The sequence below is a fragment of the Halomonas sp. OfavH-34-E genome, from assembly GCF_024124525.1.
GTDB classification, from domain to species: domain Bacteria; phylum Pseudomonadota; class Gammaproteobacteria; order Pseudomonadales; family Halomonadaceae; genus Halomonas; species Halomonas litopenaei.
The window spans coordinates 26,310-41,071 of the sequence record NZ_JAMXRY010000005.1 but is presented as its reverse complement, the minus strand read 5'-3'; the positions used below and the strand labels follow the sequence as shown (position 1 = coordinate 41,071).

11 protein-coding genes are annotated in these 14,762 nt (G+C 64.4%); 3 read left to right on the top strand and 8 right to left on the bottom strand.

The annotated features are described in order from the left end of the window. Nucleotides 1-147 precede the first annotated feature (147 nt). A complete protein-coding gene (locus NH448_RS03525; RefSeq protein ID WP_045992825.1) occupies nucleotides 148-738 on the bottom strand; it encodes a SprT-like domain-containing protein in 591 nt (196 codons plus the stop codon). Nucleotides 739-835: 97 nt separating this feature from the next. On the opposite strand from NH448_RS03525, the gene NH448_RS03520 reads away from it, so the two are divergent. Continuing rightward, the gene (locus NH448_RS03520; protein WP_083970406.1) at nucleotides 836-1,588 is read left to right on the top strand and encodes a YecA family protein; all 753 of its coding nucleotides are present in this window, start codon (nucleotides 836-838) and stop codon (nucleotides 1,586-1,588) included. Between the two features lie 118 nt (nucleotides 1,589-1,706). On the opposite strand, the gene NH448_RS03515 is transcribed toward NH448_RS03520, so the two are convergent. After that, nucleotides 1,707-2,819, bottom strand: coding sequence for a phospholipase D-like domain-containing protein (locus NH448_RS03515; RefSeq protein ID WP_045992826.1), 1,113 nt, complete (start codon nucleotides 2,817-2,819; stop codon nucleotides 1,707-1,709). Nucleotides 2,820-2,960: 141 nt separating this feature from the next. Here NH448_RS03515 and plsB point away from each other — a divergent pair, with 141 nt between their 5' ends. Further along, complete coding sequence (gene plsB, locus NH448_RS03510) at nucleotides 2,961-5,405, top strand: glycerol-3-phosphate 1-O-acyltransferase PlsB (protein WP_083970407.1); 2,445 nt, start codon at nucleotides 2,961-2,963, stop codon at nucleotides 5,403-5,405. Here the strand turns inward: plsB and NH448_RS03505 are convergent. The 6 genes from NH448_RS03505 to ampD all read right to left on the bottom strand — a co-directional run bounded on the left by NH448_RS03505 (nucleotide 5,389) and on the right by ampD (nucleotide 13,615). Further along, nucleotides 5,389-6,093 (bottom strand): class I SAM-dependent methyltransferase, encoded by a 705-nt coding sequence (locus NH448_RS03505; RefSeq protein WP_213229948.1) that lies wholly within the window; start codon nucleotides 6,091-6,093, stop codon nucleotides 5,389-5,391. The genes plsB and NH448_RS03505 overlap by 17 nt on opposite strands. Nucleotides 6,094-6,131: 38 nt before the next feature. Next, nucleotides 6,132-6,851 carry a tRNA (adenosine(37)-N6)-threonylcarbamoyltransferase complex dimerization subunit type 1 TsaB gene (gene tsaB / locus NH448_RS03500; protein WP_045992827.1) on the bottom strand — a complete coding sequence of 240 codons (720 nt, stop codon included), beginning with the start codon at nucleotides 6,849-6,851 and terminating at the stop codon, nucleotides 6,132-6,134. Between the two features lie 100 nt (nucleotides 6,852-6,951). After that, on the bottom strand, nucleotides 6,952-7,608 hold the full coding sequence (adk, locus tag NH448_RS03495) for an adenylate kinase (RefSeq protein ID WP_045992828.1): 657 nt from the start codon (nucleotides 7,606-7,608) through the stop codon (nucleotides 6,952-6,954). A 289-nt stretch (nucleotides 7,609-7,897) separates the two neighbouring features. Next, nucleotides 7,898-9,952 (bottom strand): pyruvate dehydrogenase complex dihydrolipoyllysine-residue acetyltransferase, encoded by a 2,055-nt coding sequence (aceF, locus tag NH448_RS03490; protein WP_124803352.1) that lies wholly within the window; start codon nucleotides 9,950-9,952, stop codon nucleotides 7,898-7,900. 74 nt (nucleotides 9,953-10,026) lie between these two features. After that, the gene (aceE, locus tag NH448_RS03485; protein ID WP_045992830.1) at nucleotides 10,027-12,699 is read right to left on the bottom strand and encodes a pyruvate dehydrogenase (acetyl-transferring), homodimeric type; all 2,673 of its coding nucleotides are present in this window, start codon (nucleotides 12,697-12,699) and stop codon (nucleotides 10,027-10,029) included. A 358-nt stretch (nucleotides 12,700-13,057) separates the two neighbouring features. Next, on the bottom strand, nucleotides 13,058-13,615 hold the full coding sequence (gene ampD, locus NH448_RS03480; RefSeq protein ID WP_045992831.1) for a 1,6-anhydro-N-acetylmuramyl-L-alanine amidase AmpD: 558 nt from the start codon (nucleotides 13,613-13,615) through the stop codon (nucleotides 13,058-13,060). A gap of 107 nt (nucleotides 13,616-13,722) precedes the next feature. Here ampD and nadC point away from each other — a divergent pair, with 107 nt between their 5' ends. Beyond that, nucleotides 13,723-14,580, top strand: coding sequence for a carboxylating nicotinate-nucleotide diphosphorylase (gene nadC, locus NH448_RS03475; protein ID WP_045992832.1), 858 nt, complete (start codon nucleotides 13,723-13,725; stop codon nucleotides 14,578-14,580). The last annotated feature ends 182 nt before the right edge of the window (nucleotides 14,581-14,762 follow it).

The following is a 14,762-nucleotide window of genomic DNA, read 5'->3' as shown; positions in this document are numbered from 1 at the left end:
TCGAAGTGAAGAGCCAGCCGCCTGAATAAGAGAGACCGACCGGCGCGAATAACCTGACAGCCAGCATAACGTCGCCAGGCCAGGGTTTCCCCTTAGACATTGGTATGACTATTTTTTTATTTTATAACAAGAGGTTAAGCGCAAATTTCAGCACTTCTTCCCAACCAGGCACAGTCGGCCGCGACAGTGCCGGCAGCGATACTCCTGACCGGCCTGGGCGTTGGCGTGACGCCGTGCCGAGAATCCGTGCTCGCGACAGGCGCAGCGATAGCGATACGGGACAGGGCTCGAGCGGGCGGTATCGAAGCGATGGGTGACCCGGGGGGCCAAGCCGAACAGCCTGAGCATGACGGTCTGCCACTCCCTGCCATGGGGGCGAAAGGTAGGCCCATCTTCCAGGTGCCAGACCAGCCAGTGGGCCACCTCGTGGGGCACCACCTCGGTGAAGAAGGCGTGGCGGTTCTCTTCCAACAACTGGCCATTGAAGCGCAGTCCGCCGCGACCGAAGTGGGCCTGCCCTGCGCCCTTGCCGCGCAGATCGCACCACACCTTCGGCTCCGGCAGCCCAGGATGATAGTCACGACACAGCGCCACCGCCTCCACGACTCTTGCCATCAGCGCCTGGCGCAGGGCGGCGACGTCGAGTGACTGAAGCCAGGCGTCGTCGACGTCGGGCAACACCGGGGTGGGAGAGTCACCGCGAGCGCGCGGGCGAATTGATGGCCGGGTCGAGGTCATGACGCAGTCAGAGTAGGTAAAGGAGTGCTAGAATGCCGCCTCGAACGGGGACGGTAAAGACCACCGTCCAGTCATCCCCTCGCCAAGTGAGCGCCCCATGTCCGACGCCGAAACGCCGCTCCCCCTCCCCTTGCTCGAAGACGACGCTCTGGACCTGCTCGATGACTTTCTCGAGGAGCGCGCCGGTCCCGATGCGCTGGACCTGATCGGCGCCCACGGCTTCCTGGTCGCGCTGGCGGTGGCGCCGCGGGATGTCGAGGCTGCCGCCTGGGTCGCGGAGCTGTTTCACGGCACCCCCGAGTTCGAAAGCGACCAGGAAAGGGAGATCATCCTGGGCCTGCTCGAGCAGCTCAGGACCAACGCTATCGGCGTGCTGGAAGGCGGCGGTCTTCCCGAGCTGCCCTTCGAGCTGACGCTGGACGGCATGGCGGCGGAAGAGACGCCCATCGGCGACTGGTGTGCCGGCTTCATGGAAGGCGTCTTCCTCGACGAGGGCGCCTGGTTCGAGGGCGATGAAGAAACCGTGGCCACACTGCTGTTGCCCTTCATGGCGCTGTCGGGACTGTTCGCTGACGAGCCCGACATGGCCGATCTGGCCGGGGAAGGCGAGCGACTCGAGCGCCTGGTCGGTCAGTTGCCGGAACTGGTGCTGGATCTGTACCTGCACTTCCGGGTACCGCCGGACACCCCCAAGCCCAAGCCCCGCGGCAAGGCGCCAGCCGGCGGCAGGGGTGGCAAGGCAGGCCACAAGGGCCCTGGCAACAAGGGCCCTGGCAACAAGAGCCAAGGCAACAAGGGCAAGGGCGGCCAGGGCAGACCCCAGGCCAAAGGCCCCAAAGGAAAGCGATAGCGAATAACAGGCCAAGCGCTAGCGAGTTGCAGGCCAAGCGATAGCGAATAACAGGGCAAGCGATAGCGAGTCACAGGCCAGGCGCTGGTCAGCACCGGAGCAAGCGATAGCCGGCGCCTCAGCGCAAGCGGGTCAGCCAGCCATCAAGGGTGCCGTACAGCCAGGTCCTGATCCTGGCCCACCAGGAGCGGCGCGCCCAGCTTTCCCGGGTGATCTCCCGACTCGCCGCGAAATTGCGCTCGAACAGCGCCGCGACCTCGTCGGCCAGGACGGCGTCCTCGACCTCCTGATTGGCCTCGAGGTTCCACTGCAGGCTCCAGTGGTCGAAGTTGCAGGACCCCAGGCTGACCCAGTCATCGGCGACCACGAACTTGGCGTGGATGAAGCTTGGCTGGAACTCGTAGATGCGCACCCCTGCCCGCAGCAACCGAGAGTAGAAGCGCTGCCCGGCGTAGCGGATACCGGGATGGTCGTGGTCCCGTCCTGGCAGCAGCAGGCGCACGTCACGGCCCTTGCGCGCCGCGCGCTGCAGCCTGAGCCTCAGCCCCAGGGTGGGCACAAAGTAGGGCGTACACAGCCACAGGCGCCGTTCGGCGCGGGCGATTCGCTCCTGCAGTGAGTGGCGAATGGCCTGAAAGCGGTACCCCCGCCCCCAGATCACCCGTGCCCTGACTCCAGGGTCATGGCGCCTCTCGCCACTCGGCGACGGCAGCGCCGGCGCCTGCGGGGCGCCTCTGGTCAGCGGCGAGTTCCACACCTGGGCAAACAGCGCCACCCAGTCGGCCACCACCGGGCCCTCGACACGCACGGCCACCTCGAACCAGGCCGCCAGGAACTCATCGACGGCGCCAAAGCCCCCGGTAAAGGCCAGTCGCTGATCCACCACCACCAGCTTGCGATGATCACGACTGACGTTGCGTCCCAGCGAGTGCCAGCCCAGCGGGTTGAAGTCCCGCAACCACACGCCGGATGCGACCAGGCGTTCTCTATCCTGGCCTGAAAGCCCCATGGCGCCGAAACCGTCCAACAGTAGATAGACGGCGACGCCGCGCTGCGATGCGGCCACCAGCGCCTCGATGACGCGGTCGGCCAGTTCGCCGGACTCCATCAGATAAAGTTCGATCAGCACGCTTTGACGGGCCTCGGCCACCGCCTCGAACAGCGCCGGCAGGAAGCGATCGGCCTCCGGCAATAGATCGACGCGATTATGCTGTCGCCACGCGGTGGTCATGCTGCACGTCTCCCTGGCGGTGTCATATCAACCGGATATCAAGCAGATCATGGCGCCACCCTACCCGATCGTTATACTGACGGCACGACATGGATGGCCCGCAGACGGTCCTCGCCTACTGCCCCGAACAACGGAATTGCTATGCCTGGCATGCTTCGCGCACCGCTGCGCCGACTCATCGAACTGTGGACCGAGGTTCGGCTGGCGGAACCGACGCCGGATAAACTGGCGCTGGATCCGCAGCTGCCGACGCTCTATGTGCTACCGCGCCCCTCGCTGAGCGACGCCCTGCTGCTGGACAGCTACTGCCAACGTCATGGCCTGCCCCCGGCGCGTGGCCGGTTGGCGCTGCCCGACAGCAACCTGCCGCGCTGCGTGGCGCTGCCGGCACGCCGGTTCCGGCTGTGGCCGGGCCAAGCCACCGGTGTCGCGCCCTTCACCGAGCTGATCACCAGCGACACCCGGATACAGCTGGTGCCCGTCAGTGTGTTCTGGGGGCGAGCCCCGGGCAAGGACTTCGGCCTCTGGCATCTGCTGGCAGCGGACAGCTGGCGCCTGACCGGACGACTGCGGCGAGCGCTGTCGGTGCTGGTCAACGGCCGCGACGTGGAAATCCAGTTCGGCGCCCCGCTGCACCTCGAAGAACTGCATGACGGTGACGCCCCACGCACCAACCGCAAGGCGGCAAGGCTGTTGCGGGTACACTTTCGCCGGGTGCGTACGCGGGTGCTGGGGCCGGACCTGTCGCACCGCAGCACGATGATTCAGGGAGTGGTGGCAAGCGACGAGGTGCGTCGGGAGATCGACCAACTGGCAGAGAAGGCCAGCTCACGCAAACGACTCAAGCGACGCGCCAGACGCTATGGCCACGAGATCGCGGCCAACATGACCTATCCGGTGCTGCGCTTTCTGGCCGGCGCCTTGAAGCGCCTGTGGAACCGGCTCTACGACGGCGTCGACGTCAATGGTCTGGAAGAGGTCAAGGCCCTGGCCGAGGATCACACCCTGATCTACGTGCCCTGCCACCGCAGCCATATCGACTACCTGCTGCTGTCCTACGTGCTCTACCGCGAAGGCTTGATGCCGCCCCACATCGCCGCAGGACGCAACCTTGACATGCCGTTGATCGGCCCTTTGCTGAGACGTGGTGGCGCCTTCTTCCTGCGTCGCAGCTTTCGCGACAACCGCCTCTACGGCGCGGTGTTCAACGAATATCTGCACCGCCTGCTGGCCCGGGGCTATCCGATGGAGTACTTCATCGAAGGCGGTCGTTCCCGCAGCGGTCGCATGCTCACGCCTCGTCCCGGCATGCTGGCGATGACACTGCGGTCCTTCCTGCGCTGCCAGCGGGTCGACGAGCGGCCGATGGTCTTTGTTCCGGTCTATATCGGCTACGAGCGTATTCTCGAGAACTCCAGCTACCAGCGCGAACTGGGCGGTGGCAAGAAGCGCAAGGAGTCCCCGCTGGATCTGCTGCGGGTGCTCGGACGTCTGCGCGAGCCCTACGGCCGGGTATCGGTCAATATCGGCGAGCCGCTGCCCATCGGGGGCTTTCTCGATAGCCACGCCCCCGGCTGGCGAGACGACGAGTCGCCGCGCCCCGACTGGCTGGCACCGACGGTCACCACGCTTGGCAGATCCCTGACCCGGCGCATCAACCGGGTGGCGGCGCTGAATGCCATCAACCTGACAGGCCTAGCGCTACTCTCGTCGCCGCACCGCGCCCTGGAGTACGCCACCCTGACCGACCAGCTCGCCCTGCTCTGTCGCCTGGCCGACAGCCCCGCCTGCGGCGAAAGACCCAGTCTGCCCGACGAGTCTCCGGAAGCCTGCATCGCCAGGGCGGTGGACCTGGACATGGTCGAGCGCCACGCCCATAGCCTTGGTGACATCGTTAGCGCCACGCCCGAGCAAGCGGCACTGCTGGCCTGGTATCGCAACAACGTGCTGCACCTGTTCGCCCTGCCGGCGCTGGTCGCCTTCGCCTTTCGCAGCCGCCACCAACGCAGCCTCCACGAACTCTGCGACCTGTTGACGCCGCTTTGGCCACCGCTGGCCCGGGAGTTCTGTGTCGATGAAAGCGCGGACATGAAGGAACGCCTCGCGGCCATTCTTGCCGTCCAGGTGGACCTGGGGCTGCTGGAGCGCCATGGCGAAGGCTTTACGCCGGTGGAAAGCCTCGAAGGCCGAGAACGCCTCGAGCTGATCGGCCGCATGATCCAGCCATCGCTGGAGCGCAACGCCCTGCTGATCGAGGTGCTGCTGCGATCCGGATCGGGGGCACTGGACCGGGCCACCCTGAAGGAGCGCTCGCGTGCGCTGTCGGAACGCCTTGGACTGCTCAGCGGTCGCGAGGCACCGGAGTTCTTCGACCCCAAGCTGTTCGAGACCCTGATCGATACCCTGGAACAGGAAGGCTGGGTGTGGCTCGAGCAGGACCGGCTGCACTTCGACGAGTGCCTCAAGCGCGCGGCCCAGCGGGCCTCACGCCTGCTCGACGCCTCGCTGCGACGGCGGCTGGCGTTGATCAGCCGTCACCGCGAGGAGGCCGTCGAGACTCCCTCGGAGGTCAGCGCTCAGCCTTGAGCGAGCGGTGCACGTAGATGTCGTAGCGGCTGGTCTTCTCCTCGAGTCGATGCCTCGGCTCGGGGCCTGCTATGGCAGGCGCCTTGCGCGGACGCTTGACCACCACGCGGTGGCTGGCGACGTCCAGCGCCGCTTCCAATAGCCGCGGTGCATCGTCATCGTCCCCCGCCAACTCGCGAAACAGCCGCATCTCCTTCTTGACCAGGGCCGACTTGTCGCGGTGGGGGAACATCGGGTCCAGGTGGATCACCTCCGGGGCTACCCCGGCCGCTGCCACGATGGCGCCAAGCTCACGACTGCTGTCGCCGTGGGCAAGGTGCATGTGCGCCGCCGCTTCCTGAGTGTCGCTATCCTCCCGGGCACGCCGGAGTCCGTCATCCAGCAGGGCCGCAATCGCGGCTACCCGCTCGATCAGCAGCACCTCGGCGCCCAGGCTCGCCAGCACGAAGGCGTCACGGCCTAGACCCGCGGTGGCATCGATGATGCTCGGGGTGACGCCCTTGGCCAGACCGCAGGCCCGAGCCACCAGCTGACCGCGCCCACCGCCGAAACGCCGTCGGTGGCCGGCTCGCCCACCGACGAAGTCCACCCACAGCGGCTTGCCATAGCGGGCCTCGTCACCGACCAGCACCAGCCGACCCTGGTCATCCCGTTCCAGCGCCAGCGCCGCCTCGGGGTCGGTGTCCAACACGAAGGGCAGCGCCAGGTCAGGGCTCAGGCGAACACTCACGAACGCGCCTTTCGCTCGGTCTTCTTCCAGGCCACCTGATCGCGCAGATAGACGGGCTGGGCGTCATGGGGACGCTGGGCATCGCCTGCGGCAAAGACCTCGACGGCCAGGCGCACCATGTCCTCGGCGGCAGGGTCGACATCGGTCACGGTCAGATTGAGGCTGGCCTGGATCTCGGCGGGCATCTGATCCCACAGCGCCCAGCCAGACCCCAGCCCCACCCAATCATGGTCTTCATGCTCGCGGGGCAGCACCAGTCGTTCGGGCGGCAGCACCGCTTCGTCCATCAGTGCCAACGGCCGCCCATCCTCGACCCGCCAGGCACCGACGTAGATTTCGCCCATGCGGGCGTCCAGCGCGGTGACCATGTAGCGATAGCGATGGCGCAGGTGGCCGCCCAGCGCCAGTGCCTCCAGCGTCGATACACCGACCAGTGGCCGGTCCAGTCCATAGGCCAGCCCCTGGGCCACACCCGCGGCAATCCGCAAGCCTGTGAAGGAGCCTGGTCCGCGCCCGTAGGCCACGGCGTCCAGTTCGCTGGCCGCCACCCCGGCCTCGGCCAGCACTTCGTCGACCATCGGCAACAGACGACGGGTATGCTCTCGCGGGGTCTGCGCAAAACGCGCTATCACCTCGTCCGGGCTACCCTCCTGGCGACGCAGCAGGGCCGCGGAGCAGGCGCTCGAGGAGGCATCGAGGGCCACAATCAAGGTCATGTCAGGCTCATCCTGGTAGTGAATCCGGCACATTATAAACGACTCACGGCCCGCCTTGGGGCGAGCCGTGAGTCGAATGCAGCAAGCGTGGTGCGGTAGATCAGCCTTCGAGGGCCTCGCGCACCTGACGGGTGATGTCATCGACACTACCCACGCCTTCCACGCGATGATAGCGCGGGGCATCCTCAGGCGCCTGCTGGGCCCATTGCTGGTAGTAGCCCACCAGCGGCTCGGTCTGCTCGTGGTAGACCGACAGACGATTGCGAACGGTGTTCTCGCGATCATCATCACGCTGAACCAGCGCCTCGCCGGTCACATCATCCTTGCCGTCTTCCTTGGGCGGATTGTGGTCGACATGGTAGACGCGGCCGGACGCCGGGTGGACCCGACGACCCGCCAGACGATTGACGATTTCCTCGTCGGCCACGGCGATCTCGAGCACGTGATCGATCTTGACGCCACCTTCCTTCATGGCATCGGCCTGGGGAATGGTGCGCGGGAAGCCATCAAACAGGAAACCGTTGGCGCAGTCAGGCTGGGCGATGCGTTCCTTGACCAGGGCAATGATGATGTCATCGGAGACCAGGCCACCGGTGGTCATGATTTCCTTCACCTTGAGGCCCAGTTCACTGCCTTCCTTGACCGCTGCACGCAGCATATCACCAGTGGAAATCTGTGGGATATCGTAGCGCTCACAGATGAATTGGGCCTGGGTGCCCTTGCCGGCACCCGGGGCACCCAAGAGGATCAAACGCATCGTTGGAACTCCTTCGAGAAAGCGAAAAGTCGGGGTGAAGAATGGGTTAAGCGAACAATACCCGTGCCGTCTTGGCGACACAACCTGAGGTTACTCGCAACTCACCGAAAACCTGCAGAAAAAGCGTTTAACATCAAGCTGCTGGCATCTAGATTGCACTTTGGTCAGGAGTCATAGAAGCGTCACGATTCGCCCGGCCTGGCACATCCACATGGCACGCAGTCAGAGCTGACGGCAGGACGAGAAACGGCGCCTTGCGGCGCCGTTCTGTTCTCGCATTCAGCCTGAATTACAGCAGAAGGCGACGCACGTCGGTCAACAACTGTCCCAGCAACGCGGTGAAGCGCGCGGCATCGGCGCCGTTGACGGCACGGTGGTCATAGGACAGCGACAGCGGCATCATCAGTCGCGGCTGGAAGTCCGCGCCATTCCACACCGGCTTCATCGACGCCTTGGAGACCCCGAGGATCGCCACCTCCGGCGGGTTCACGATGGGCGTGAAGGCGGTCCCGCCGATGGAGCCCAGGCTCGAGATGGTGAAGCAACCACCGGTCATCTCGTCACGCTTGAGCTTCTTCGACTGAGCCTTCTTGGCCAGCTCCACCGACTCCTTGGCCAGGTCGATCAGCGACTTCTTGTCGGCATCGCGGATCACCGGCACCATCAGGCCATCGGGCGTGTCCACGGCAATACCGATGTGCACGTACTTCTTCTGCACCACGGTCTCGCCGTCGGCCTTGAGGCTGACGTTAAACTGCGGGTACTTGTTCAAGGCATAGGCGCACGCCTTGATCAGGAACGGCAGCGGAGTCAGCTTGGCGCCCTGGGCTTCCGCCTCGGCCTTCATCGACTTGCGGAAGGCCTCGAGCTCGGTGATGTCCGCCTCGTCGAACTGCGTGACGTGGGGAATATTGACCCAGCTGCGATGCAGATTGTTGGCGCCCATCTTCATCAGGCGGCCCATCTGCTTCTCTTCGATCTCGCCGAACTGGCTGAAGTCCTGATCCGGGATCGGCGGAATGCCAGAGCCCCCGGCAGCAGGTGCCGCAGCGGCGTCGCTCTTGCCCTTGCCCTGGTTGGCCATGGCCTGCTTGACGTAGTTCTGCACGTCTTCCTTGAGCACTCGATCCTTGGGACCGGAGGGCTTCACCAGGGCCAGGTCGACACCCAGTTCGCGGGCCAGCATGCGCACCGCAGGGCCGGCGTGAACGCTCTTGGCATCACGCGGCTTGTCGGCCACCGCAGAGCCCTGACCGGAGGCCGCCTGCTGCTTGTGCGCGTCCTTCTTCGGGGCATCCTTTTTCGCGGCGTCCTTCTTGGGAGCGTCCTTCTTGGGAGCGTCCTTCTTCGGCGCCTTCTTCTTGGGCGCCGCGCCGGCGACCTCGATGTAGCCGATCAGGTCACCCTCGGAGACACTGTCGCCTTCCTTCACCGACAGCTCCACCACCTTGCCCTTGAACGGGCTCGGCACGTCCATGGAGGCCTTGTCGGACTCCAGGGTGATCAGGGCGTCCTCGACGTCCACCTCGTCACCTTCGCTGACGGCCATCTCGATGATCGGCACGTCGCTGGAACCGGACAGGTCGGGGACACGAACCTCCTGACGACCACCTTCGGCGGCCTCGTCGTCGGAATCGTCCTCTTCCTGCTCTTCCGACGCGCTTTCGGCGGACTCGGCTGCACTCTCATCGGCAGACTCATCGGCAGACTCATCGCCATCACCGCCTTCACCGGCGACTTCCATGGAGCCGATGACGTCACCTTCGGAGACGGTATCCCCTTCCTTGACGGTCAGGCTGACCAGCTTGCCGGCGTGGGGGCTCGGCACGTCCATGGAGGCCTTGTCGGACTCCAGGGTGATCAGGGTGTCTTCCTCGCCGACCTCGTCGCCTTCGGACACCGCCACCTCGATGATCTCGACGTCGCTGGAGCCACCCAGGTCCGGCACCTTGATCTCGACGGTCTTGCTGCCACCGCCGCTCTTCTTCTTCGGTGCCGGCTTGTCGTCGGACTTGGGCGCTTCCTGCTCGTCGCCGCCGGAATCGGCCTGCGACTCTTCAGCCGAATCGGCGTCGGCGTCAGCATCCTCGTCGGCGTCGCCACCACCTTCGGCCTCGATCTCGACGATGTCATCGCCTTCCGAGACGGTGTCGCCTTCCTTGACCAGAACCTTGAGGACCTTGCCGCCCTTGGGCGCCGGCACGTCCATGCTGGCCTTGTCGGATTCCAGGGTAATCAGGGTGTCTTCCGGCTCGATCACGTCACCTTCGGACACCGCGACTTCGATGATTTCCACATCGGTGTCACCACCGATATCGGGCACTTTGATGATTTCGCTACTCAAGGTCGCGCTCCTTCAAACTCTTGACGGAGGCGGGCCACCGGCCCGCCATGCCACCGGACAGTCCAACCGATGCCTTACACCTCGAGCGGGTTGGGCTTGTTCGGGTCGATGTCGTACTTCTTGAGTGCCTCGGCCACGACCTTGCGGTCGATCTCGTCACGATCGGCCAGCGCCTTGAGCGCCGCCACGGTGACGTAGTAGCGGTCGACCTCGAAGAACCGGCGAAGCGCTTCGCGGGTGTCGGAGCGACCATAGCCGTCGGTGCCCAGTACATGATAGTCGGTCGGCACCCAGGCGCGGACCTGGTCGGCGTACAGCTTCATGTAGTCGGTCGAGGCGATCGCCGGTCCCTTGCGCCCTTCCAGACACTTGGTGACGTGAGGCTTCTCGGGGTCCGCATCCGGGTTGATGAAGGCCTGACGATCGAGCCCCAGGGCCTCGCGACGCAGCTCATTGAAGCTGGTCACGCTCCAGATGTCGGAGCCCACACCCCACTCTTCGGCCAGTATCTCGGCGGCAGCCTCGACCTCGCGCAGGATGGTACCGGAGCCCAGCAGCTGGACGTGGCCCTTCTTGCCCTTGGTCTCGCGCAGCAGGTACATGCCCTTGATGATGTCCTCGGCGGGAATCTCCTCGAGCTCGGGGTGCTCGTAGTTCTCGTTCATCAGGGTCAGGTAGTAGAAGCAGTTTTCCTTGTCGGAGAACATCCGCTTCAGACCATCCTGCACGATGACCGCGACTTCGTGCCCGTAGGTCGGGTCATAGGTGCGGCAGTTCGGGATCATCGCTGCCTGCAGCAGGCTGTGACCGTCCTGGTGCTGGAGACCCTCGCCATTGAGCGTGGTACGACCGGCGGTACCACCGCACAGGAAGCCGCGAGCCTGCATGTCACCGGCGGCCCAGGCCAGATCACCGATCCGCTGGAAGCCGAACATCGAGTAGTAGATGTAGAACGGCAGCAGAGTGGTGTTGTTGTTCGAGTACGAGGTGGCCGCGGCAATCCAGGCAGACATGGCGCCGGCCTCGGTGATGCCTTCCTCGAGGATCTGACCCTTCTGATCCTCGCGGTAGAACATGATCTGGCCCTTGTCGACCGGCTCGTACTTCTGGCCTTCGGAGGTGTAGATACCGAGCTGACGGAACATGCCCTCCATACCGAAGGTGCGCGCCTCGTCGGGGATGATCGGGACCACCCGCTTGCCGATCTTCTTGTCCTTGACCAGGCCATTGAGGATCCGCACGAAGGCCATGGTGGTGGACACTTCGCGGCCCTTGGAGCCGCCGGTCTGGGAGGCGAAGGTCTTGTCATCGAGGCCGGGAATCTCGAGCGCCTCGAAGTCATTGCGACGGCTCGGCAGATAGCCGCCTAGCTGTTCGCGCTGATAGTGCATGTACTTCATTTCGGGCGAATCGTCGTCCGGCTTGTAGTACGGCACTTCCTTGAGCTGGTCGTCGGAGATCGGGATGCCGAAGCGATCACGGAAGCGCTTGAGCGCCTCGTACTCCATGGTCTTGACCTGGTGCGCCTCGTTGGCCGCCTCGCCGTCGCCGCCACCCATGCCGTAGCCCTTGACGGTATGCGCCAGGATCACGGTGGGGCGACCATTGGGTTTGGTGGTCGCCTCGTGGTACGCCGCGTAGACCTTGAACGGATCGTGGCCACCGCGATTGAGCTTCCAGATGTCCTCGTCGGACATGTCCTTGACCAGGTCGGCGGTCTCCGGGTACTTGCCGAAGAAGTGCTCACGGGTGTAGGCACCGCCGTTGGCCTTGTAGTTCTGGTAGTCGCCGTCGACCGCCTCGTCCATGCGCTTCTGCAGCATGCCCTTCTTGTCCTTCTCGAAGAGCGGGTCCCAGTGACGACCCCAGACGACCTTGAGCACGTTCCAGCCGGCACCGCGGAAGACACCCTCGAGCTCGTCGATGATGCGGGAGTTGCCGCGCACCGGGCCATCGAGACGCTGCAGGTTGCAGTTGATAACAAAGATCAGATTGTCGAGCTTCTCGCGGCTGGCCAGGTGGATGGCGCCGAGAGATTCCGGCTCGTCACACTCACCGTCGCCCATGAAGCACCAGATCTTGCGATCCTGCATGTCGTGCAGCTCGCGGGAGTGCAGGTACTTCATGACGTGGGCCTGGTAGATCGCCTGGATCGGGCCCAGACCCATGGAAACCGTCGGGAACTGCCAGAACTCCGGCATCAGCCACGGGTGCGGGTAGGATGACAGGCCGTTGCCATCGACTTCCTGACGGTAGCTGTCCATCTGCTCTTCGGTCAGCCGGCCCTCGAGGTAGGCGCGGGCGTAGATGCCCGGTGCCACGTGACCCTGGATGTAGATCAGGTCGCCTTCGAAGTCGCCGTTGGGGGCACGGAAGAAATGGTTGAAGCCCACGTCGTAGAGAGTCGCGGAGGACATGAAGCTGGCGATGTGGCCACCCAGTCCCGGCTTCGCCTTGTTGTTGCGAATGACCTGAGCGATGGCGTTGTAGCGGATCACCGAGCGAATACGACGCTCCATGAACAGATCGCCAGGCATCGGGGCCTCGCAGTGCACCGGAATGGTGTTGCGATGCGGGGTGGTGACCGAGAAGGGCACCTGCATGCCGTCCTGGCGATAACGGTCGGCGAGCCGCGTCATCAGGTACCGGGCACGATCCTCGCCCTCACGATCCAGAACAGACTCCAGGGAATCCAACCATTCCTGGGTTTCGACCGGATCGAGATCTTCTCTTGAACCAAGACTCATAGAACGTCTCTCCGAATGACGATGGGGGTCCATTGCCCCACGATCGAGGCCAATGAGCGAGCGGGATAGAGGGGGTGATTCCCCGCCCGCCTCGCAGCGTCAGGCATGTAGTAATATTACTAGAATGTCCGTGCCAAACGAGCACGATTGGGCAAGAAGATACCTCAAACGCCCTGCACTGCCAATTGAAGCAGCTATGGAAATATTTTTCAATTACCTCATATTGCACTGCAACACAATGGCTTAACCCAAAGGGGGTATGACTTAAGCGCCTCAAGTCAGCCACTTGTAAACAAACTACCGTTTGACCTGAAGGTGATGGCTCGCGCTATGCCGAAACGATGCATGGCATCTTCATCTAGCGGTGCTGCAAACAGCGCCGCAGGTACGCCCAGTCGAAGGAGGGGCCGGGATCGGTCTTTCGCAGGGGAGCGATTCGCGCGTGACTGGTCAGTCGTTGGGGGGTGATCTCGGGGTAGGCGTCAAACAGCGCGTGCAGCACCTGGGCCAGGGCACGGTACTGGGCGTCTCGATAGGGCGACACCTCGTCCCCTTCGAGCTCGATCCCGATCGAGAAGTCGTTGAGCTCGCGGCGCAGGCAATGGCCATCGAACCAGCTGGAGCGTCCCGCGTGCCAGGCCCTCGCCTCGAAGGGCGCAAACTGAACACACTCTCCGTCGCGACGGATCAACAGATGCGCCGAGACCTTGAGTCCGGCGATACTCGCGAAGTAAGGGTGGGCCTCGGGATCCAGACGGTTGGTGAACAGTTCCTCGATGTGCTCGCCGCCGAATTGACCCGGCGGCAGACTGATGGAATGCACCACCACCGCCGATATTTCTCGTTCGGGTCGTTCATTGACGTTGGGCGAAGGCGCTCGCCTGGCCCCGTCGAGCCACCCGTCGTGACACTGCATGCTGGTGTCTCCATTGTCTGAATATGGGATCGTCACCTCGCCCACTGACGTCGAGGTGCTAGTGCCCCTATAATGTCGGCTCCACGCGCCGCAATACAGAGATACCCATGCACTTTCAGGACGCCCTTGCCGAAGACATCCGCAACAGTGCCGCTCGCCTGCTGGCCGAGGACGTCGGTCCGGTGGACATCACCGCCCAACTGATTCCCGAAAAGCATCTGGGCAAGGCCCGCGTCATCAGCCGCGAGCCGGCGATACTCTGCGGCGTGGCCTGGGTCGACGAGCTGTTCCGCCGCCTCGATCCCCGGGTCGCTCTGACCTGGCATGCCGCGGACGGCGATCGACTGACGCCAGACGAGCCCTTTCTCGAACTGGCAGGCCCCGCACGCAGCCTGCTGACCGGCGAGCGCGCGGCTCTCAACCTGCTGCAGACGCTGTCGGCCACCGCCACGCGCACCCGCCACTACGTCGACCTGCTCGAGGGCACCGGTGTGCGGCTGCTCGACACCCGCAAGACGTTGCCAGGTCTGCGTATCGCCCAGAAGTATGCGGTGGCCTGTGGCGGTGGCTGCAACCATCGGATCGGCCTCTACGACGCCTTCCTGATCAAGGAAAACCATATCTCGGCCTGCGGCGGCATCGCCGGCGCCGTGAAGGAGGCCCGCAGCATCGCGCGTGACCTGACGGTGGAGGTGGAAGTCGAGACCTTCGAGGAACTGGATCAGGCGCTGGCCGCCGGCGCCGACGTGATCATGCTCGACAACTTCTCACTGGATGACATGCGAGAAGCGGTGCGCCGCGTCGCAGGCCAGGCGACGCTGGAGGCGTCCGGCAATGTCGACGAGACGACGCTGAAAGCCATCGCCCAGACAGGTGTCGACTGCATCTCGAGCGGCGCACTGACCAAGGACGTGAAGGCCATCGACCTGTCCATGCGCATGGTCGAGGAAGGCCCGGCAGGCTGACGCCCTGTCCGTTTCGAGAAGCGCTCCCCCGGCCTGGACCCTGGCCCATGCCTGGGGGCTGTTCTTGAAGGGCACTCTCGGAGTTACTCTTGGAGATTACTCTCAAGGGGCTCTCCAGCGGGGTCACTCCAGCGGGGGGGCTCTCCAGCGGGGTCACTCCAGCGGGGGGGCTCTCCAGCGTC

Excerpts from the sequence above, each read along its gene's own strand:
- NH448_RS03520 (WP_083970406.1), top strand. The coding sequence starts at position 836 with ATGTCCGACGCCGAAACGCCGCTCCCCCTCCCCTTGCTCGAAGACGAC.
- NH448_RS03525 (WP_045992825.1), bottom strand. The coding sequence starts at position 738 with ATGACCTCGACCCGGCCATCAATTCGCCCGCGCGCTCGCGGTGACTCT.
- ampD (WP_045992831.1), bottom strand. The coding sequence starts at position 13,615 with ATGCAGTGTCACGACGGGTGGCTCGACGGGGCCAGGCGAGCGCCTTCG.
- plsB (WP_083970407.1), top strand. The coding sequence starts at position 2,961 with ATGCCTGGCATGCTTCGCGCACCGCTGCGCCGACTCATCGAACTGTGG.
- aceE (WP_045992830.1), bottom strand. The coding sequence starts at position 12,699 with ATGAGTCTTGGTTCAAGAGAAGATCTCGATCCGGTCGAAACCCAGGAA.
- NH448_RS03515 (WP_045992826.1), bottom strand. The coding sequence starts at position 2,819 with ATGACCACCGCGTGGCGACAGCATAATCGCGTCGATCTATTGCCGGAG.
- nadC (WP_045992832.1), top strand. The coding sequence starts at position 13,723 with ATGCACTTTCAGGACGCCCTTGCCGAAGACATCCGCAACAGTGCCGCT.
- tsaB (WP_045992827.1), bottom strand. The coding sequence starts at position 6,851 with ATGACCTTGATTGTGGCCCTCGATGCCTCCTCGAGCGCCTGCTCCGCG.
- adk (WP_045992828.1), bottom strand. The coding sequence starts at position 7,608 with ATGCGTTTGATCCTCTTGGGTGCCCCGGGTGCCGGCAAGGGCACCCAG.